Genomic DNA, 18,853 nt, shown 5'->3' with positions numbered 1-18,853 from the left:
GACACCCGCGCGCGAGCGGCCGCCGGGCCGGTCTCCGGCGAGAATCCGGACCATCCCTTACCAGGGGACGACGCCTTCGTCGTCGAAGAACCCGCCGGACGGGCCGTCGTCGGGCAGCGTGGCGAGCCGGATCGCGGTGGCCGCGCCCTGCTCGGGGGTGCGCGAGCCGTGGAAGCCGGTGAAGGCGGTCGCGACCAGGCCCGGACAGGTGGCGTTGATCAGGATGTTCGTATCGGCGAGCCGCCGGGCGTACTGGACGGTCACGGCGTTGAGAAACGACTTCGACGGGGCGTAGGCGGCCATGACCGGACCGATCTCGATGTCCGGGTCGGCTTGCATCGTCACGGAGCCGACGCTGCTGGAGAGGTTGACGATGCGCGGCGCCGACGAGCGCCGCAGCAGCGGGAGCATCGCGTTCGTCACCCGGATCACGCCGATGACGTTCGTCTCCACGACCGTGCGGACCAGGTCGAGGTCGAGCGTGGTCGGGTCCTGCGCCCAGTCCGCACCCAGCTGCCCGGAGATGCCCGCGTTGTTGACGAGCACGTCCAGCCGGCCGGCCTCCCGCTCGATCAGCTGCGCGGCGTCGGCGACGCTGCGGTCGGCGGTGACGTCCAGCGGCACGCCGAACGCGTCGGCCCCCGCGGCGCGCAGCTTCTCGACGGCGGTCTCGCGCCGTCCCGCGTCCCGCGCTCCGACGGCCACGCGGTACCCGAGGGCGCTGAGCCCGGTGGCGATCGCGTAGCCGATTCCCTGGTTCGCGCCGGTGACAAGTGCGATCTTCGTTTCGTTCATGCCGTCCAGGCTCGCTCCCAGGTGGACGTGCCGGCCAACACCGATCGAGTTCGCTGTCATACCCGGTGGGTATGACTGCCGTACGCTGTGGCGGTGGACGCGCTGGAGACCCGCGAGCTGAGGTATTTCCTGGCCGTCGCCGAGGAGCTGCATTTCGGCCGGGCCGCCGAACGCCTCGGCATGGCCCAGCCGCCGCTGTCGCGGGCGATACAGCAGCTCGAACGGCGCCTCGGCGTGTGCCTGCTGGAACGCAACCGCCGTGGCGTCGCGCTGACCGAGGCCGGGCAGGTGCTGCTGTCCGAGGGCCGCGCGACACTCGACGCGGCCACCGCAGCCGCCCGCCGCACCCGCCGCGCCGGCGGAGCCGGCAACCCGGGCGGTACGCGCCACCGTCTGGTGCTGGCGGTGAAGACCGCCGCGGTCCACGAACTGCTCCAGAGGCTCCTCGACGCCTACGCGGCCCAGCCCGGCGCCGCCGAGGTCGAGGTCCTGCAGTGCCGCATGTGCGACCAGGAGGCACGGCTGCGCGACGGCAGCGCCGACGTCGCGCTCATGCACGTGCCGTTCAACTCCCTCGCCGGGTTCGACAGCGAGGAACTCATGACCGAGGGCCAGCTCGCCGTCCTGCCCGCCGGACATCCCCTCGCCGCGCGCGAAACCCTGTCCATGGCCGACATCAGCGACCTCCCGGGCCTGCCACCGGCGCGCTGGCCCAGGCACGGCGTCTACCCGCCCGGCCCCGGCCCCGAGATCCAGGACCAGACGCAGCTGGCCCAGCTGGTCGCCCTGGGCCGCACCGTCGGGATGGTGCCGGAGTCCGCGCGTGCCTGGCTGTGGTCCGAGCACGCCGCCGTACCGCTGACCGACGCGCCGCCCGTCGTCACGCACATCGCCTGGCCCGCCCACAGCCGCTCACCGGCCCTGGCCAGCCTGGTCAGGACCGCCGTACAGCTCGGGGCCTGACCGGGCGTCGTGTTCTACGCGTGGTAGCCGTCCAGGCGGGACAGGACGTACAGCATGATCTCGTCGGCGCCGCCGCCGATCGACCACACGGGGCTGTCCCGGAAGAAGCGGGCGGTCCACATCTCCTCCATGTACCCGACGGCTCCGTGGTACTGAAGGCACGTCGCGGCGATCTCACGCGCCAGGCGCCCGGCCTCCAGTTTCCCGACTGTCGCGAACCGGTCCACGTCCTCGCCGCGCATGTACGCCTCCGCGGCCGCGTAGTTGTACTGCCGCAGCATGTCCAACCGCGCGCTCAGCTCGGCCAGGGTGAAGCTGAGGTGCTGGTTGTCGATCAAGGGTTTGCCGAAGGCGTGGCGGACCTTCAGATAGTCCGCGGTCCTGGTGAGAGCCGTCTCCATGCCACCGACCGCGGCGTAGCTCAGCGCGAGACGCTCGTTCTGGAACTGGCTCATCTGCTGGTAGAAGCCCAGGCCGGGCTCACCGATCGTGTTGCTCACCGGAACTCTCAGGTCGGTGAACGTCAGCTCCGCGGTGTCGGAGGAGCGCATGCCGAGCTTGTCGAGCTTGCGCTGGACCTGGAAGCCGGGTGTGTCCGTCGGGACGATGATCTGGGACAGGCCGCCGTAGCCGGGGTCGTCGGACGTGCGGGCCAGGAGGCAGATCCAGTCCGCCTGGGTGCCGTTGGTGATGTAGTGCTTCGAGCCGTTGATCACCCAGTCGTCGCCGTCGCGCACCGCCCGGGTGCGCAGGGCCGTCACGTCGGAACCCGCGTCGGGTTCGGTCACCGCGACCGAGCAGACCGCCTCGCCGTTGAGCGCCGGGACCAGATAGCGCTGCTTGAGTTCCTCGCTGCCGAAATGGTGCAGCGACGGGGTCGCCATGTCCGTCTGGACACCGATGCCCAGGGCCACCCCCGCGGGGCCGACGCGGCCGAGCTCCTCGTGCAGGATCACCGTGTACAGGTGGTCCGCGCCCTGGCCGCCGTACGCCGGGTCGTACTCCAGGCCGAGCAGGCCGAGCTTGGCCATCTTGGTGAACAGCTCGTGCGCGGGGAAGCTCCCTTTCGCCTCCCATTCGTCGGTGTACGGCCCGATCTCCTTCTCGGCGAAGTTCCGGACCAGCGTGCGAAGCATGTTGTGCTCGGCGGTGAAGGCAACCATCTTCCACTCCGAATACTTGTGATCAGAGGCGGGCGAGCAGCTTGGGCGTGTAGAGGGCGTCTGCTGACACGATTCCGGCCACCATGTCGAGGTAGGTCGCGGTGAGTTCCGGATCGGACCGCACGATCCGCAGGAGGGCGAGCCGCTGCTCGTGGAGAGGGGCGAGCCGGGCTACGCCGAGCGTGGCCTGATAGCCGGGGGTCATCGTCGCGTCCCGGTGCTCGCCGAATCGGGCCAGGGCGGCGTCGAGCGCCGCGGGATCGGCGCCCAGCACGCTTCCAATCTCCGCCACCAGGCTTTCCACCTGCTGAAACGCGTCACTGATGCCGCGTGCGGTGATGGAGTCCTTGTGATGGCCGGCATCACCGACGAGCACCCAGCCGGGTCCGGTCGCCTGCCGGAAGAAGTTCTGCTGGTCACCGCTGCCGTGGAGGCGCTCGACGGGCTTGCCGCTGCGCAGCCGCTCGTACAGTGCGGGCGCCGTGACGCGTATCTGCTCGTCGTAGGCGCGGCCCGGGTCGGCTCGGATCTGGCCGAAACGGGACTGCGGGGAGTATGCCAGCACCAGCGTCGCCTCGTCGTTGGTGGGCAGGGCGGCCACCCAGCCGCCGGGCCGCTCGTACAGTTCCACGGCATCGGCGGGCACATCGGACCAGTACGTGTAGTACGCGCAGGTCATGAGCGGGTCCTGGACGGTGAACGGTGCCGCCGCCAACGTGGCGACCGTGGAGCGCATACCGTCCGCGCCGACCACCAGCCGCGCACGTTCGGTGAAGGCCCGGTCCCCGTGCCTGCCCTCGACGCCGACGACCCGGCCCGCCTCGTCCCGCAGCAGGCCGGTCACCCGGCATCGCTCGCGGAATTCGGCGCCGGCCGCGACCGCCGCGTCCACCAGCAGCGCGTCCAGGACCCGGCGCCGAGGGGCGAACTTCGCCCGCTGTCCCGCCACGCCACCGGCGTATCCGTCGATGCGGATGTCGGCGACCTCGTAGACGGTGCGTGCCAGCGGCGGGCAGCCCGACGACCGGACGTTCTCCAGCACCCCCCAGCGGGCCAGTGCCGCGACCCCGGGCTGGTGGAGCAGATGCGTGGAGAGGGTGTCGGAGCCGTACGCCGACCTGTCGAGCAGGAGAACCCGGTAGCCTGCGCGCGCCAGCAGCAGAGCGGTGGGAGCACCGGCGCAGCGCGCCCCCACCACGACGGCGTCATACATGCCGATTCCTGACCGCGAACGAGCTGGCTGGTCTGGCGTCGGCCGCGAGCCGGCGTCGGTCGACCTTCCCGGTGCTCGTGATCGGCAGCTGGTCCACGACCGTCCAGAGTCCGGGGACCATGTACGACGGCAGCTCGTCCCGCAGCCGGTCTCGCAGGTCGGCGGGCGTGATCGCCGAACCCGGCGTCAGCCGGACCGCGGCGACGAGCCTCTTGTCGAGGCTGTCGCCGTCCGTGACGGTCACGAACGCCTCGTCGACTCCTTCCTGGGCGCGCAGCGACTCTCTGATCGCGTGCAGCTCGATCCGGAAGCCGCGGATCTTGACCTGGTCGTCCGCCCGTCCCAGGAACTCGAGTCGGCCGGCTGCGTCGATACGGACCAGGTCGCCGGTGCGGTACAGCCGTTCCGGCACGTCCGGCGAGAAGAAGCCGAACGCCCGGTCCGTCTCGGCCTTGTCGTTGATGTATCCGGCGGCCAGGCCGTCGCCGGCGGCATACAGTTCCCCGACGGCCCCGGGCATCAGCAGCCTGCCGCGTCTGTCCAGCACGTAGATCCGGGTTCCCGGGACGGGTGCGCCGATGGGAATCGGCCCGTCGATACTCTCGGGATCATGAACCGAGTGGTACGTCGTGAAGACCGTGTTCTCGGTCGGGCCGTAGCCGTTCGTGATGACCAGACCCGGGTTCTTCGTCAGCGCGCTCTTGACGTGCTCGTGGGGCACCACGTCGCCACCGATCAAGAGGTGCCGCAGGCTCGCCAGTGACTCTCCGGCGTGTTCCTGGACGAGCCCGAAGAGACCTGCGGTGAGCCACGCGACGGTGATCCGGCGCTCCGCGAGAAAGGCGCCGATCTCGCTCGGGAACAGCACCTCCGGCGGGCAGATCTCCAAGGTCGCACCCGTCAGCAGGGTGGCCCATATCTCCAGCGTGGAAGCGTCGAAGGCCAGTGGCGCCAGCCGAAGGCAGCGCTCACCGGGGCCCAGCCCCAGATACGGGCTGTCGTGGACGAACCGGATCACAGCACGGTGCGGTATCGCCACACCTTTCGGCTCCCCGGTCGAGCCCGAGGTGAAGGCGAGATACGCCAGTCGGTCCGGGTCGGGCTGGACCGGGGGTGCGATCTGTCCGCCGCCCTCCCAGCCCGGCTGCCATGCGCCGACCAACGCCACGCCGAACGGCGCGAGACGGCCGGCCGCGTCGTCGGTCACGATCGCGGCGGCGGGTGATGCCTTCGCCAGCACCCTCGCGGTGTGCGACGCGGGTTGGGCCAGATCGACTCCGCAGTAGGCGGCGCCCGCCCAGAGCGTGCCCAGCACGGCCACCACCTCCGCCACCGACCGGGCAACACCGATCAGCACCGTGTCGCCTGGTCCGACACCGGCCGCACGCAGCAGGCGGGCCTGTTCGGCGGCGGCGACGGCCAACTCGGCATACGTCAGCGCCGACTCCGCGTCGCGCACGGCCGACGCGGTGGGCCAGCGGTCGACCGCCTCGCGGAAGAGCGCGTCCACGGACGACGCGGGGAAGACGCGACCGGTGTCGTTGATCGCTTCGAGGATCTTCCGGGACTGGTCGGAGATGCATCGGACATCCGCCAAGGTCGCGCCGACACTCCCCGCCGCCGTGGCCTCGGTGAGCTGTTCCACGGCGGCCAGGAAGTCCAGGACGAATCTCTCCGCCTCGCCGCCCTCCCACACGTCCGCCGCGTAGTCGACGTAGCCGGCGCATGAGTGACCGGCGCCGTCCAGCCGCATGGCGAGCGGACGGCGTTCGCCGGAGTGCCTGACGTCCAGCGGCGTGACGGCTTCGCCGGCGGGAGACTCCTCCCGGCCCAAGTTCCTGGTCAGCGATTCATGCACGCCACGGGTGAACGCCTCCGGCGTCAGGTCGTCGTCGACGTCGATGCGGACCGGGACGGGGTCGGGATGGCCGACGTCGACCAGTACCGTGCTCACCCCGGTCAGTCTGGACAGCGTGAGGCCGAACGCGCCCACGAGGATGGACGACGGTGACACGTTCAGCGCCTGCGACTGCCGCTGCACCGACGTCACGATCGCGGCGGACGGCTCGATGGGGCATCGGCTGACGTGCGTGTCGCCATCGGGTGGCCATCGGGATTCCATCAGTCCGCCACGCGGTCCTTGTCCGTCAGCCGGCTGAGTAGAGCGGCCTGCTTTCGTATCGTGGGGGCGCGAAGGACGTCGACGGCCCTGATCGTGATTCCGGAGGCTTTCTCAATCTTGCCGATGAGAACGATGAGTACGAACGAGTCGCCGCCTTCGTCAAAGAAGCTCGCGTCGATGTCGGGAGTGTCGTAGCCGAGAGTCTGTTGCCAAGCCGAACGGACGAGACTGATGAGAGGAGATTGATCCTCATTCCGCACGTCGGCATCATGAGAGCTTGTCACTTCTGCCATGATCTGCACATGCCCAATCGGTTGTCGTTCACTGCGAGGGCTTTCTTTGTTTACCTCAGGAGGCCGTCGTGCCGGTTCTGACGACGTCCAACACGTTTCGCAGATCCGCGAGCAGCGTGGCCTCTTCGGGTTTCAGGTAGAAATGCCCGCCGGGCAGCACCCGGAACCGGAAGCCGCCACGCGTCATGTCCGCCCAGCCCTGCATCTCCGCCGGTGTCAATTCGGGGTCGGCGTCACCGGCGTAGGCGTAGATCGGGCAGGCGAGTGCCGGTCGCGAGCCACCGGAATAGCCGCCCACCAGGTGGTAGTCGCCGCGGACGGCGGGAAGCACGGCCTCCCTCAGGAAGGGATCGACGAGGGCCGCGGCGCGGCCGGCGTCCAGGCTCATGACATGCGCGATGATGTCCTCGTCCGAGCTGGGGATGGTGGGGCGGCCGGCCAGCGCGTGCGGCGGCCGGGTGCCGGACACGCACAGGGCGGCCGGCGGGCTTCCCTGCTCTTGCAGGCGTAGGGCCACCTCGTGCGCCACCGTGGCGCCGAAGCAGTGCCCGAACAGCACCACTCGCTGCCGTGCCAGTTCGCTGAGCGCGTCGGCGATGTCATCCGCGAGGGCTTCCAGCCGGGGCGGAAACGGATCGTCGAACCGCTCTTCCCGGCCTGGATACCGGACGGCCATGACGCCGATGTCGGACGGCAGTCCCGCTGGCCACGTGCGGTATTCTCCCGCGACGGCACCGGCGTGGGGAAAACAGATCACCTTGGTTTTACAATCGTCACTGTCGCGGAAGCGGCGCAACCAGCGCTCGTCCAACGATCCCTTCACCGAATGACCCTTTGTCTCGGGAAACACATCGACAACTGTCACTGGATTGAACCATATCATCGTGAGTCTGAGTGTTGCCAGGGGTGCGTATCGCGGATCCCAGAATGTGCGTATCCAGCTGCCTGCGGTTGGCCTGTCGCGTCGAGGTTCACTGACTCTCGCAGCTCTGTGACCGATCCCGCCCCGATGTCGGCCCGATAGCTCGGCGGCGCTGAGGCGACCGCGCAACTGGACGGGGTGGTCGCGGCCGGTGGCGGTGACCACCCCGCTCCGGGTCGGAGCCCGACGGTCGGCACGTGATGAACCTTCACAACGGTGGGGGAGTCTGCTTAACTGTCTGCACTGTGGGGAGAGCGCTCTCCCGGAGTGGCACCGGGGAGGAGGTGAAGGCACGCAGGCCCCTCAGTCGTGGCGCGCTTGTGGACGCCCACGACGTGCAGTCCGCTTAAGGCGGTCCGGTTCGCGGCACCCCATCGACTCCGGCGAGACGCGGAGTGCCCCGCCACCGGCACGGCATCGAACAGGGTGCCCATCACACTGCGGCGGGGCGACCGTCCGGCACTTCTGTCCGACGGATGCGGCACCACCCATCGAGACACGATCCACCCTGAGGCCCATCGAACCAAGGTGCGGCTGACAGCTGTACGTCCAGACGTGATCGGCGCACGTCTTCATTGTTCTCCCTACCGGAGAGGTGCAAACCGATCATGTTCTTACGCAGAGTGCTGCTCTGTGCCACCCTCGTGCTGGCCGGGCTCGGCTTCATCGCCGCCCCCGCGCACGCCGCCCCTGACTTCACGGTGCTGATCTTCAGCAAGACGGCCGGGTTCCGGCACGACTCGATCCCGGTGGGCATCACCGCGATCCAGCAGCTCGGCACGGCCAACAACTTCGCCGTCGAGGCGACGGAGGACGCCACCCAGTTCAACGACGCCAACCTGGCCAGATTCAAGGCCGTGATCTGGCTGTCCACCACCGGCGACGTGCTCGACGCCACCCAGCAGGCCGCATTCGAGCGCTACATCCGCGCCGGCGGCGGCTACCTCGGCGTGCACGCCGCGTCCGACACCGAATACGACTGGGCCTGGTACGGCGGCCTGGTGGGCGCGTACTTCGCCAGCCACCCGGCGATCCAGCCGGTCACGGTGCGCATCGAGGACACCGTCCACCCGTCCACCGCCGGGATTCCGGTGAGCTGGAGCCGCACCGACGAGCTGTACAACTACCGCACCAACCCGCGCGGGTCGGTGCACGTGCTGGCCAATCTGGACGAGTCCACGTACACCGGTGGCAGCATGGGCGGCGACCACCCGATCTCGTGGTGCCGTGCCTACGACGGCGGCCGCTCCTGGTACACCGGCCTCGGCCACACCCAGGAGAGCTTCAGCGAGGCCAACTTCCGCACCCACCTGCTCGGCGGCATCCGCTACGCGGCGCAGGGCACCGGCAACTGCGCGGTCGCCCCGCCCACCGGCACGTTCAGCCAGGTGACCCTGGCCAAGGGCGCGGCCGAGACGGGCGAGCCGATGGGCCTGACGGTGCTGCCGAACCGCGGGGTGCTGCACACCTCCCGCGACGGCGTCGTCCGGTACACCGACGTCAACGGCAACACCAAGGTCGCGCTGACGCTGCAGGTCTACAGCCACGACGAGGAGGGTCTGCAGAGCATCAAGGCCGACCCGAACTTCGCCACCAACCGGTGGGTGTACCTGTACTACGCGCCCCCGCTGAGCACCCCGGCCGGCGATTCCCCGGCGACCGGCACGGCGGCGGACTTCGCCCCGTTCAACGGCTCCAACAAGCTGGGCCGGTTCACCGTGCGCGACGACTACACCATCGACCCGGCGTCGCTGGTCACCATCCTCGACGTGCCGACCAGCCGGGGGCAGTGCTGCCACGTCGGCGGTGACATCGACTTCGACGCCGCCGGCAACCTGTACCTGTCCACCGGCGACGACACCAACCCGTTCGACTCGGGCGGCTCCGCGCCGATCGACGAGCGGCCCGACCGCAACCCGGCCTTCGACGCGCAGCGGACCGCGAGCAACAGCAACGACCTGCGGGGCAAGGTGCTGCGGATCAAGCCGGGTGCGACCGGCGGCTACACCGTTCCCGCCGGCAACATGTTCGCGCCGGGCACGCCCAACACCAGGCCCGAGGTGTACGCCATGGGCTTCCGCAACCCGTTCCGGATGAGCGTCGACAAGGCCACCGGGGTCGTCTACCTCGGTGACTACGGCCCCGACGGCGGCGCCGACCCCAACCGGGGCCCGGCGGGCACGGTGGCGTTCGAGCGGATCACCGCGCCGGGCTTCTTCGGCTGGCCGTACTGCTCGAACTACAACACCCCGTACAACGAGTACACGTTCCCCAGCGGCCCGTCGACCGGCCTGTTCAACTGCGCCGGCGGGCCGACGAACAACTCGCGCAACAACACGGGCATCACCACCCTGCCGGCGTCGCAGGCCGCCTGGCTGCCGTACGGCGGTGCCGGTCCCTGGCGGCCGGAGCTGGGCGGCGGCGGCCCGATGGGCGGCCCGGTCTACAACTTCAACCCGGCGCTGGTCTCCGACGTGAAGTTCCCGGCCTCCTACAACGGCAAGGCCATCATCGGCGAGTTCACCAGCCGCTGGATCAAAGCGGTCACGATCAACGCCAACGGCACCGCCGGTGCGATCGACCCGCTGCCCTGGTCCGGAACCGCGATCATGGACCTGGAGTTCGGGCCGGACGGCGCCCTGTACGTGCTCGACTACGGCACGACCTGGTTCGGCGGCGACGCCAACTCGGCCCTCTACCGCATCGAGTACAACAACGGCGGCAACCGGGCGCCGATCGCCCAGGCCTCGGCGACCCCGTCCACCGGCGCGGCCCCGCTGACCGTGCAGTTCAGCTCGGCCGGCAGCAACGACCCCGACGGCGACGCGATCACCTACGCCTGGGACTTCACCAGCAACGGCAGCACCGACTCGACCGCGGCCAACCCGACGTTCACCTACCCGGCCAACGGCGAGTACACCGCGACCCTGACGGTGCGCGACACCGGCGGCCGGATCTCGACGGCCAGCATCGTCGTCGGCGTCGGCCGGCCCAGCATCCAGATCATCGGCCCGCCCGACGGCTCGGTGTTCCAGTTCGGCGACCTGGTCCCCTACGAGGTGCGGGTCACCGACCCGAACGTCGGCACGGTCGACTGCAACCGGGTCGTCGTCAACTACGTCCTGGGCCACGACAGCCACGGACACCCCATCACCAGCAAGACCGGTTGCACCGGGTCGATCCAGACCACGGTCGACGGTGAGCACGACGCGGCAGCCAACATCTTCGGGGTGCTCGCCGCGGTGTACACCCCGCCGACCGGGCCGGCGGTCCAGGCCCAGGGCGTGCTGCAGCCGCGCACCCGGCAGGCCGAGCACTACAACACCATGAGCGGTGTCCAGCTCGCGGCCAAGGCCAGCGCCCACGGCGGCAACGCCGTCGGCTACATCGAGAACGGGGACTGGATCTCCTTCACGCCCTACAACCTGACCGGCGTCACCGGTTTCAAGGCGCGGGTGGCCTCGGCCGGGGTCGGCGGCACGCTGACCGTGCGGGCCGGTTCGCCCACGGGCACGGTCGTGTCCACGGTGCCGGTCGCCCCGACCGGCGGTTGGGAGACCTGGGCCGACGTGACCGGCACGGTGACCGTGCCGGCCGGCACGCAGCAGCTGTACCTGGTGTTCACCGGCGCGGCCACCGGCTCGCTGTTCGACATCGACGACTTCACCTTCACCTCCGGCGGCACCCAGCCGCCGACAGGGACCAACCTCGCGCTGAACCGTCCGGCGACGGCGTCGAGTGTGGAAGGGGCGTTCACGGCGTCGGCGGCGGTGGACGGTTCGCTGTCCACGCGGTGGGGCAGCGCGTTCAGCGATCCGCAGTGGATCCAGGTCGACCTGGGTCAGTCGTATGCGATCAACCGGGTGAAGTTGACCTGGGAGGCGGCGTACGGTTCGGCGTACCAGATCCAGACCTCGGCCGACGGCACGACCTGGACCACGGTGCGTACGGTGACCGGCGGCGACGGCGGCGTCGACGACAACACGGGACTGACGGGCACCGGCCGGTACGTGCGGATCAACGGCACGGCCCGCGGCACCGCCTACGGCTACTCGCTGTTCGAGTTCGAGGTCTACGGCGACAGCGGCCCGCCGCCGACGGCGACCAACCTCGCCCTGAACAAGCCGGCCACGGCGTCCAGCGTCGAGGGCGCCTTCACGGCGTCGGCGGCGGTGGACGGGTCGGTGACCACGCGGTGGGGCAGCGCGTTCGCCGATCCGCAGTGGATCCAGGTCGATCTGGGTCAGTCGTATGCGATCAACCGGGTGAAGTTGACCTGGGAGGCGGCGTACGGTTCGGCGTACCAGATCCAGACCTCGGCCAACGGCACGACCTGGACCACGGTGCGCACCATCACCGGCGGCGACGGCGGTGTCGACGACAACACGGCTCTCGGCGGCACCGGCCGGTACGTGCGGATCTACGGCACGGCCCGCGGTACTGCCTGGGGCTACTCGCTGTTCGAGCTCGAGGTCTACAGCTGACCGCTTAGGCCCGCAGCTCACCGGGCGCGGCGGACCACGACGGTCCGCCGCGCCCGGCCCGCGTACGCGCAAGGCGGCTGCGTCCTTCTCAGCCGGCACTCAGCGCGTGCGCCCTAGCCTCCGCGAAATGACTGGTACTACGACGCGTGAGCGCATGCCCGCGACCGGGCGAACGCTGCTGAACAAGGTCCCCGAGGTCACCCTGTGGTTCTGGATCATCAAGATCCTGTGCACCACCGTGGGGGAGAGCTTCGCGGACTGGATCAACATGACGCTCGGCGTCGGCCTGGAGATGACGTCGGTGATCTTCACTGCCGTCCTGGCCGTGGTCCTGCTCTGGCAGATGCGGCTGACCAGGTACCGGCCGGTCGCGTACTGGCTCACGGTCGTCCTGGTCAGCATCACCGGCACGCTCTACACCGACGTCCTCACCGACGACCTGCAGGTGCCCCTCGCCCTGAGCACCAGCGTCTTCGCGGCAACGCTCGCCGCCGTGTTCGGCATCTGGTATGCCCGGGAACGGACCCTGTCCATCCACAGCATCGCGACCGTCCCGCGTGAGGCGTTCTACTGGCTCGCCGTGCTGGTGACCTTCGCGTTGGGCACGGCGGCCGGGGACTGGACGCTCGAGCTGACCGGGTGGGCGCCGGGCATCTCGGTACTGCTGCCACTGGGGCTGATCGCCGCGGTCGTCATCGGCTGGCGGGCCGGCGCGAACGCGGTGCTCTCGTTCTGGCTCGCGTACATCCTGACCCGTCCGCTCGGCGCGAACCTGGGGGACTGGCTGGCGATGCCGTCGACCGACCACGGTCTCGGTCTCGGCACGGCTCTGACCAGTGTGATCTTCCTGGCGGCGATTCTGGCGACAGTGGTCTACCTCTCCGTGACGCGCAGCGACGTCATCGAGGAGAACCGGCAGTCCGACCCGCCGACCGTCACCGCCGACCCGCGCCGGGAGCGCCTGATGCTCGCCTATCTCGGCGCCGTCACGGTCGCCGCCGGTCTGCTTCTCACCTGGGCGGCGGCGCAGCCGCATGCGGCACCGGCCGGCGAGGAGGAGTCCGGTGCCCCGGCGTCGCAGGAGCTCTCGCCCCAGCAGGCGACTGCGCACTTCCCGGCCGCGGAGGTCGCGAGGTTCCGCACCATCGCCCAGGACACCCTGAACAAGCTCGGTTCCGGCGACCAGGAAGGCGCGAGGGGGCGGGTCACCGACCTCGAATCCGCCTGGGACGACGACCAGTCGACGCTGCAACCGATGGACGACACCGCCTGGACCTTCCTGGACGGCCGCATCGACGCGGTACTCAAGACGGTCCGGGCCAATTCTCCGGATCGGGCCGCGGAGGAGCAGGCGCTCACCGCACTGCTCACGTCCCTGGGCTGACCGCCCGGATCTCCTCCCGGACCGGACGGCGGGTGTAGGACCGCAGTGTCGTCCGCCGGGCGGAGATCCTCCCGTGGCACCACTGATCGAAGCGACCTGTCGCAGCACGTTCCGCGCCCGTGCTTCGACGATGCGGCGGAATGTGGCGGCGTTGCGGCTGCGGCCGTCCTGTTCGGTTCAGTTCAGCAGCTGCTCGACCCGGGTGGCCATCTGCCGCACGGCCTCGCGGGACTCGTCGGTGTGGTCGAGGACGTCGAAGGAGTGGTGCCCGTTCGGCACGTCGATGATCTCCACCGGGACACCGGCGTCGGCCGCCGCGGCCAGGAACTGCGCGACCGATGCGGCGATGGGCTCGGACTCCAGGCCCACCCGGGTGAGCACGATGGGCGCCGGGGTCGGGCCCGTCTCGGCGACTGCCTCGACGGGCCGGAACCGCGGGTCGACAGGCCACCCGGGCAGCGGCGCGAGCGCCGGGTAGCTCAGCGCGATCCCGCGCAGCCAGCCGGGCTGTCTGCGCAGCCAGTCGGCGCTGAGCAGGCCGCCGCCGGAGAAGAACCAGACCACGACCCGGTCGCCGTCCACGCGCGGGTCGGTCCGCACTGCCGTGACGGCGTCGGTGACGTCTTCTGCCGCTGTCGGGTAGTCGAGCACGACGCCGTCCGGTTGGGGCAGCACGTACAGCCGGTGGTCGACGAGGGCGGTCGCCAGGCCGAGGGAGGCGAGCAGGGAGCCGTATCCCTGGTAGACGGGCCAGTCGCGCGGTGTCGGGCGCAGGTCGGGCGGTAGGGGGCCGCCGTGCACGATCACGACGGCGGGGAAGGGGCCGTCGCCGGCGGGCAGGTAGAGGTCGGTCGTTCCGGTCCGTTCGGGCTTCAGCTCGATCGGTGACAGGACGAAGGGCTTCAGATGGCCGGGAGTCTCGGTCATGGAAGACCATTCTGGCGTATCCCACCGAATGCCGCAGCACCGGCGGGATACGCCAGGTTCTCAGCCACGGTGCCATCTCTGGTCGGCGGTGCCCGCGCATTCCACATCTGCGGCGCCGTGCCATTGCTGGGTCGTTGCACTGGCGCGTGTGGTGCAGTATGGGACCGCCGATTTGCCATGAAGGAGTTCCGGTCGATGCCTCGACGACACCGCCCGTACTTCGACTGGCGCATCTACTGGTTGTATCCACTGGTGGTGATGTTGCCCGTGTCGGCAGCCTACGCCGTGGTCACCTACGGTGTGAGCGGCGCCGGTGTATGGCTGGTGCCGCTCGTCACCGTCTGCTTCACCGCGTTGCTGTGGTCGCTTGCGAGGGAAGGGCTTTACACCGACCGCACTGGGGTCTGCGTCAAAGGCCTTATCAGGAGTGTCTCGCTCCGCTGGGACGAGATCGAGCGCGTGGACGACGGTCTGGAACGCGGCGGCTCGAAGAGTGTTCGGTTCCACACCACAGACGGACGGGTCGTCACCACCTGCGTGCAACTCAGAGCCGCCGCCATCGATCCGTACGCGCCAATGCTGGTGCAGCACAGGTACCAGCAACTCATCGAGCGATTGCGCGACATGCACCGGTCGGCCATAGGACGCAGGCCCGCCTGATCTCGGCTAGGCCGACAGCCCTGGACCGCCTTGGCGGGGTGTCGCGTGCCCGAGAATCAGAGGACGCCGCCGGCAGCTTCGGCGATCTCGGCGAGCGTCAGTGTGATCACGAGGCAGTCCTGCGGTGGTGTGGGGAGCGAAAGCGAAAGCCGGTGCGGCGGCGACGTGCCGGGCACGGCCGTGCCAATACGCCCGCGTACGGCGTGGGCGGGCCGAGTCGCGGGTGCACGGCTGAGCCGTCCCGACTGACCGCTGAATCGTTCTTGCAGCTTCGGCGACCGCAGGCTGCGGCGGGTTCAGCCGCAGTTCCCGCACTGCGGCCTATGGCCGGTACGCAGCTCAGGACACATAGGACCGTGTCGGAAGCCGTTGACAGCAAGCAGTCCGGACCCTAGCTTTGACGCACTGGTAACAGGGGTGAAACGACATTCGAATTGAAACGTTTCATTCGCCACTCGCTGCTCCGCCATCCTGGAGGTCGTTCCGATGGTCCGCCGGCACCGCCCCGTCCGTGTCCTTTCCTTACTCGTCAGCGCGCTCCTGCTCGGCGGGGCGGCACTGTCCGGCGCCACCGCTGCCGCAGCTCAATCGGCTCAGCCGGCCGGCGTACAGGCGGCCGCGGGCTTCGGCACCGGCGCGCGCTGGATCTGGACCTCGTCCAGCAGCGCCGACCAGTGGGTCGCCTTCCGCCGCACCGTCGACCTGACCGCCGCTCCCAGCTCGGCGCTGACCAGCATCGCGGTCGACTCGAAGTACTGGCTGTGGGTCAACGGCACGCTCGTCACCTTCGAGGGCGGCCTCAAGCGCGGCCCCAATCCCACCGACACCTACTACGACGAGAAGGACCTCGCGCCCTACCTGACCGGCGGGCGCAACACCATCGCGATCCTGGCCTGGAACTTCGGCAAGAACGGCTTCTCGCACAACAGCAGCGGCCAGGGCGGACTGCTCGTGCAGTCCGACATCGTGGTGGGCGGCGCGACCACCCGGGTGATCAGCGACAGCTCCTGGCGGGCGGTGAACCACCCCGGCTACCAGCACGAGACCACCGGCACCCAGCCTAACTACCGGCTGCCGGAATCCAACGTCTACTACGACGCCCGCAACGCCGCCGCGATGGCCAACTGGCAGGCCGGCTCCTTCGCCGACACCTCCTGGGCCGCCGCGACCGACCGGGGCGCGGCCGGTGCCGCGCCGTGGAACGCGCTGGTCAAGCGGCCCATCCCGGCGTTCCGGTTCAGCGCGCTGCGCGCCTACACCAACAACGCCTCGCTGCCGGCCCAGGGCAACGGCGCCACCATCAGCGCCACGCTGCCCTCCAACCTCCAGGTCACGCCCTACCTCAAGGTGAACGCCCCGGCCGGTCTGACCATCGGGATGCGCACCGACCACTACAACGACGGCGGCGAGGCCAACGTCCGGGCCAGCTACGTCACCACCGGCGGCGTGCAGGAGTTCGAGGCGCTCGGCTGGATGAGCGGCACCGCCGTCGAGTACACCGTCCCGGCCGGGGTCACCATCGTGGCGCTGCAGTACCGGGAGAGCGGCTACGACACCGACATGACCGGCTCCTTCGCCAGCAACGACGCGTTCTTCAACACGCTGTGGGCCAAGGCCGCGCGCACCATGTACCTGAACATGCGCGACAACTACTTCGACTGCCCGACGCGGGAACGCGCCCAGTGGTGGGGCGACGTGGTCAACCAGCTCAAAGAGGGCTTCTACACCTTCGACACCCGCTCGCAGGATCTGGGCCGCAAGGCCATCAACGAGCTGACCGCCTGGCAGAAGACCGGCGGCGAGCTCTACTCCCCGGTGCCGGCCGGCAGCTGGAACAGCGAGCTGCCCACGCAGATGCTCGCCTCCGTCTGGTCGCTGTGGACGTTCTACACCTACACCGGCGACGCCACGACGGTGGGCGACGCCTACCCGGAGGTCAAGAAGTACCTGAACCTGTGGACGCTGGACGCCGACGGGCTGGTCAACCACCGGGCCGGCAACTGGGACTGGGAGGACTGGGGCGCCGACATCGACGCCCGGGTGCTCGACAACGCCTGGTACTACCTGGCCCTGGACACCGCCGTCAAGCTGGCCCAGCTGACCGGCAACACCGGTGACGTCGCGGGCCTGCAGGCCCGGCGCACCAGCATCGCGAACAACTTCAACCGGGTGCTGTGGAACGCGGGCGTGGGGGAGTACCGCTCGCCCGGGTACGGCGGCGACACCGACGACCGCGGCAACGCCCTGGCCGTGGTGGCCGGGCTGGCCGACCCGACGACGTACCCGGCGATCGTGAACGTGCTCGGCGCCCACCGCAACGCCAGCCCGTACCTGGAGTTCTACGTACTGGAGGCGCTCTACCTGATGGGCGACCCGGCCGCGGCCGAGGCCCGGATGCGCTCACGCTACGCCTCGCAGGTCAGCGACCCCGGCTACACGCTGTGGGAGCTGTGGAGCAAGGGCGGCGGCGGCACCGACAACCACGCCTGGAACGGCGGCCCGCTGTACGTGCTCTCCGCCTACGCGGCCGGCGTCCGGCCCACCCAGCCCGGATACAGCGCCTACCAGGTCACCCCGCAGGTCGGCGGGTTCACCTCGCTCGACGTGGCCGTCCCGACGGTGAAGGGGACCATCGACGTCGAGCTGAACCGCCCGTCGGGCACCCAGGCGAGCCTGAAGGTGGTCTCTCCGGCCGGGACCACGGCCACCATCGGCGTGCCGAAGCTCGGCATGAGCGCGGTGACCATCACCGCCAACGGCACCACCGTCTACACCGGCGGCGCGGCCACCGGCAGCGTGGCCGGGCTGAGCTACCAGCGCAGCGACGCCGGTTTCGTCTACTTCACCGCCGCGCCGGGCACCTGGACCTTCGGCGAGACCGGCACCGGCGGCACCGTCCCCGGCGCGGGCAACATCGCCCAGGGCAAGGCGGTCAGCAGCAGCAACTCGCTGGAGAACGGCGACTGGGGCCGGGCGAAGCTGACCGACGGCACGCTGAACAGCGTCGCCGGCTCACGCGGATACACCAGCGACTACACCCTGAACCCGGACGTCAGCGGCGCACCGGTCTGGGTCGAGGTCGACCTGGGCGCCGACACCGACCTGGACGCGCTGCGGCTGTTCCCGCGCACCGACACCACCGCCACCGGCGGGGGGACCCCCGGTTTCCCGGTCGACTTCACCATCCAGGCCAAGGCCGCCGGCGCCGGCTCCTACACGACGGTCCGTACGGTGACCGGGCAGGCCAACCCGAACGGGGCGGCGCAGACGTACGGCTTCACCCCGACCCGGGCCCGCTACCTGCGGGTGCAGGTCACCCGGCTCGGCGCGCCCGCGCACGACGAAGCCGGCGTCTACTACCGGTTGCAGCTGGCCGAACTCGCCGTACCGCCTGCCCGCACCGTGGTCACCGTCAGCGACGTGCTGGAGAACGGCGACTGGAATCGGGCGTTCGTCTTCGACGGCACCACCACCAGCGTCGGCGGGGCGAAGGGCTACACCAGCAACGAGTTCCCCGGCCCGGCCGTCGGCGGGGTATGGGTCGAGCTGGACCTGGGCGTGGACCGCCCGATCTCGGCACTGACCCTGTTCCCGCGCACCGACACCGCCGCCTCCGGCGGCGGCACCGCGGGCTTCCCGGTCGACTTCACCATCGCGACCAGGGCCTCGGGCAGCGGGACCTACACCACCGTGCGCACCGTCAGCGGGCAGGCCAACCCCAACGGCGCGGCGCAGCAGTACGCGCTGACCACCACCACCGCCCGCTACGTGCGGGTCTTCGTCACCCGGCTGGGCACGCCCGCGGTCGACGAACCGACCCGCTACCGGCTGCAACTGGCCGAACTGCGCGTCGGCTGACGCGCCGACCAGGCAGGAAGGCACCCATGCGACACACCGTGCAGGACACTCCCGACACCTCGGAGGCAG

Annotated in this window: 12 protein-coding genes; 5 read left to right on the top strand and 7 right to left on the bottom strand. The window is 70.0% G+C overall.

Going from position 1 to position 18,853, the window contains the following annotated elements; all coding sequences use genetic code 11:
* Positions 1–57 precede the first annotated feature (57 nt).
* Positions 58–795, bottom strand: a complete 738-nt coding sequence (locus Cs7R123_RS03720; RefSeq protein WP_212823412.1) for an SDR family oxidoreductase — start codon at positions 793–795, stop codon at positions 58–60.
* Between the two features lie 102 nt (positions 796–897).
* On the opposite strand from Cs7R123_RS03720, the gene Cs7R123_RS03715 reads away from it, so the two are divergent.
* A complete protein-coding gene (locus Cs7R123_RS03715) occupies positions 898–1,758 on the top strand; it encodes a LysR family transcriptional regulator (RefSeq protein ID WP_212828807.1) in 861 nt (286 codons plus the stop codon).
* Positions 1,759–1,772: 14 nt separating this feature from the next.
* Here Cs7R123_RS03715 and Cs7R123_RS03710 read toward each other — a convergent pair whose 3' ends face one another.
* From Cs7R123_RS03710 to Cs7R123_RS03690, 5 genes are read right to left on the bottom strand one after another with little or no spacing between them, the layout of a single operon-like run.
* Entirely contained in the window at positions 1,773–2,921 is a 1,149-nt protein-coding gene (locus Cs7R123_RS03710; protein WP_212823410.1) for an acyl-CoA dehydrogenase family protein, read from the bottom strand.
* A gap of 22 nt (positions 2,922–2,943) precedes the next feature.
* Entirely contained in the window at positions 2,944–4,134 is a 1,191-nt protein-coding gene (locus Cs7R123_RS03705; RefSeq protein WP_212823408.1) for an FAD-dependent monooxygenase, read from the bottom strand.
* Positions 4,127–6,256 carry an amino acid adenylation domain-containing protein gene (locus Cs7R123_RS03700; protein WP_212823407.1) on the bottom strand — a complete coding sequence of 710 codons (2,130 nt, stop codon included), beginning with the start codon at positions 6,254–6,256 and terminating at the stop codon, positions 4,127–4,129. The genes Cs7R123_RS03705 and Cs7R123_RS03700 overlap by 8 nt, the downstream gene beginning before the upstream one ends.
* On the bottom strand, positions 6,256–6,549 hold the full coding sequence (locus tag Cs7R123_RS03695) for an acyl carrier protein (RefSeq protein ID WP_212823406.1): 294 nt from the start codon (positions 6,547–6,549) through the stop codon (positions 6,256–6,258). The genes Cs7R123_RS03700 and Cs7R123_RS03695 overlap by 1 nt, the downstream gene beginning before the upstream one ends.
* A gap of 55 nt (positions 6,550–6,604) precedes the next feature.
* On the bottom strand, positions 6,605–7,414 hold the full coding sequence (locus tag Cs7R123_RS03690; RefSeq protein WP_244871595.1) for a thioesterase II family protein: 810 nt from the start codon (positions 7,412–7,414) through the stop codon (positions 6,605–6,607).
* A 665-nt stretch (positions 7,415–8,079) separates the two neighbouring features.
* On the opposite strand from Cs7R123_RS03690, the gene Cs7R123_RS03685 reads away from it, so the two are divergent.
* Together Cs7R123_RS03685 and Cs7R123_RS03680 are read left to right on the top strand one after the other, a co-directional pair.
* Positions 8,080–11,955 carry a ThuA domain-containing protein gene (locus tag Cs7R123_RS03685; RefSeq protein WP_212823404.1) on the top strand — a complete coding sequence of 1,292 codons (3,876 nt, stop codon included), beginning with the start codon at positions 8,080–8,082 and terminating at the stop codon, positions 11,953–11,955.
* 127 nt (positions 11,956–12,082) lie between these two features.
* Positions 12,083–13,339 (top strand): hypothetical protein, encoded by a 1,257-nt coding sequence (locus tag Cs7R123_RS03680; RefSeq protein ID WP_212823403.1) that lies wholly within the window; start codon positions 12,083–12,085, stop codon positions 13,337–13,339.
* 177 nt (positions 13,340–13,516) lie between these two features.
* On the opposite strand, the gene Cs7R123_RS03675 is transcribed toward Cs7R123_RS03680, so the two are convergent.
* Complete coding sequence (locus tag Cs7R123_RS03675) at positions 13,517–14,266, bottom strand: alpha/beta hydrolase (RefSeq protein WP_212823402.1); 750 nt, start codon at positions 14,264–14,266, stop codon at positions 13,517–13,519.
* Positions 14,267–14,443: 177 nt separating this feature from the next.
* Here Cs7R123_RS03675 and Cs7R123_RS03670 point away from each other — a divergent pair, with 177 nt between their 5' ends.
* Both Cs7R123_RS03670 and Cs7R123_RS03665 read left to right on the top strand, forming a co-directional pair.
* Positions 14,444–14,926, top strand: coding sequence for a PH domain-containing protein (locus Cs7R123_RS03670; protein ID WP_212823400.1), 483 nt, complete (start codon positions 14,444–14,446; stop codon positions 14,924–14,926).
* Positions 14,927–15,412: 486 nt separating this feature from the next.
* A complete protein-coding gene (locus tag Cs7R123_RS03665; RefSeq protein ID WP_212823398.1) occupies positions 15,413–18,784 on the top strand; it encodes a discoidin domain-containing protein in 3,372 nt (1,123 codons plus the stop codon).
* The last annotated feature ends 69 nt before the right edge of the window (positions 18,785–18,853 follow it).

The organism is Catellatospora sp. TT07R-123 (assembly GCF_018327705.1).
In the GTDB taxonomy this organism is placed as follows: Bacteria; Actinomycetota; Actinomycetes; order Mycobacteriales; family Micromonosporaceae; genus Catellatospora.
The sequence above is the reverse complement of the archived record's forward strand: the minus strand, read 5'-3'. Positions and strand labels throughout refer to the sequence as shown.

What these genes read in the sequence shown, in the direction of transcription:
- Cs7R123_RS03720 (WP_212823412.1), bottom strand. Translation starts at nt 795, where the DNA reads ATGAACGAAACGAAGATCGCACTTGTCACCGGCGCGAACCAGGGAATC.
- Cs7R123_RS03670 (WP_212823400.1), top strand. Translation starts at nt 14,444, where the DNA reads ATGAAGGAGTTCCGGTCGATGCCTCGACGACACCGCCCGTACTTCGAC.
- Cs7R123_RS03685 (WP_212823404.1), top strand. Translation starts at nt 8,080, where the DNA reads ATGTTCTTACGCAGAGTGCTGCTCTGTGCCACCCTCGTGCTGGCCGGG.
- Cs7R123_RS03675 (WP_212823402.1), bottom strand. Translation starts at nt 14,266, where the DNA reads ATGACCGAGACTCCCGGCCATCTGAAGCCCTTCGTCCTGTCACCGATC.
- Cs7R123_RS03695 (WP_212823406.1), bottom strand. Translation starts at nt 6,549, where the DNA reads ATGGCAGAAGTGACAAGCTCTCATGATGCCGACGTGCGGAATGAGGAT.
- Cs7R123_RS03700 (WP_212823407.1), bottom strand. Translation starts at nt 6,256, where the DNA reads ATGGAATCCCGATGGCCACCCGATGGCGACACGCACGTCAGCCGATGC.
- Cs7R123_RS03680 (WP_212823403.1), top strand. Translation starts at nt 12,083, where the DNA reads ATGACTGGTACTACGACGCGTGAGCGCATGCCCGCGACCGGGCGAACG.
- Cs7R123_RS03665 (WP_212823398.1), top strand. Translation starts at nt 15,413, where the DNA reads ATGGTCCGCCGGCACCGCCCCGTCCGTGTCCTTTCCTTACTCGTCAGC.
- Cs7R123_RS03710 (WP_212823410.1), bottom strand. Translation starts at nt 2,921, where the DNA reads ATGGTTGCCTTCACCGCCGAGCACAACATGCTTCGCACGCTGGTCCGG.
- Cs7R123_RS03705 (WP_212823408.1), bottom strand. Translation starts at nt 4,134, where the DNA reads ATGTATGACGCCGTCGTGGTGGGGGCGCGCTGCGCCGGTGCTCCCACC.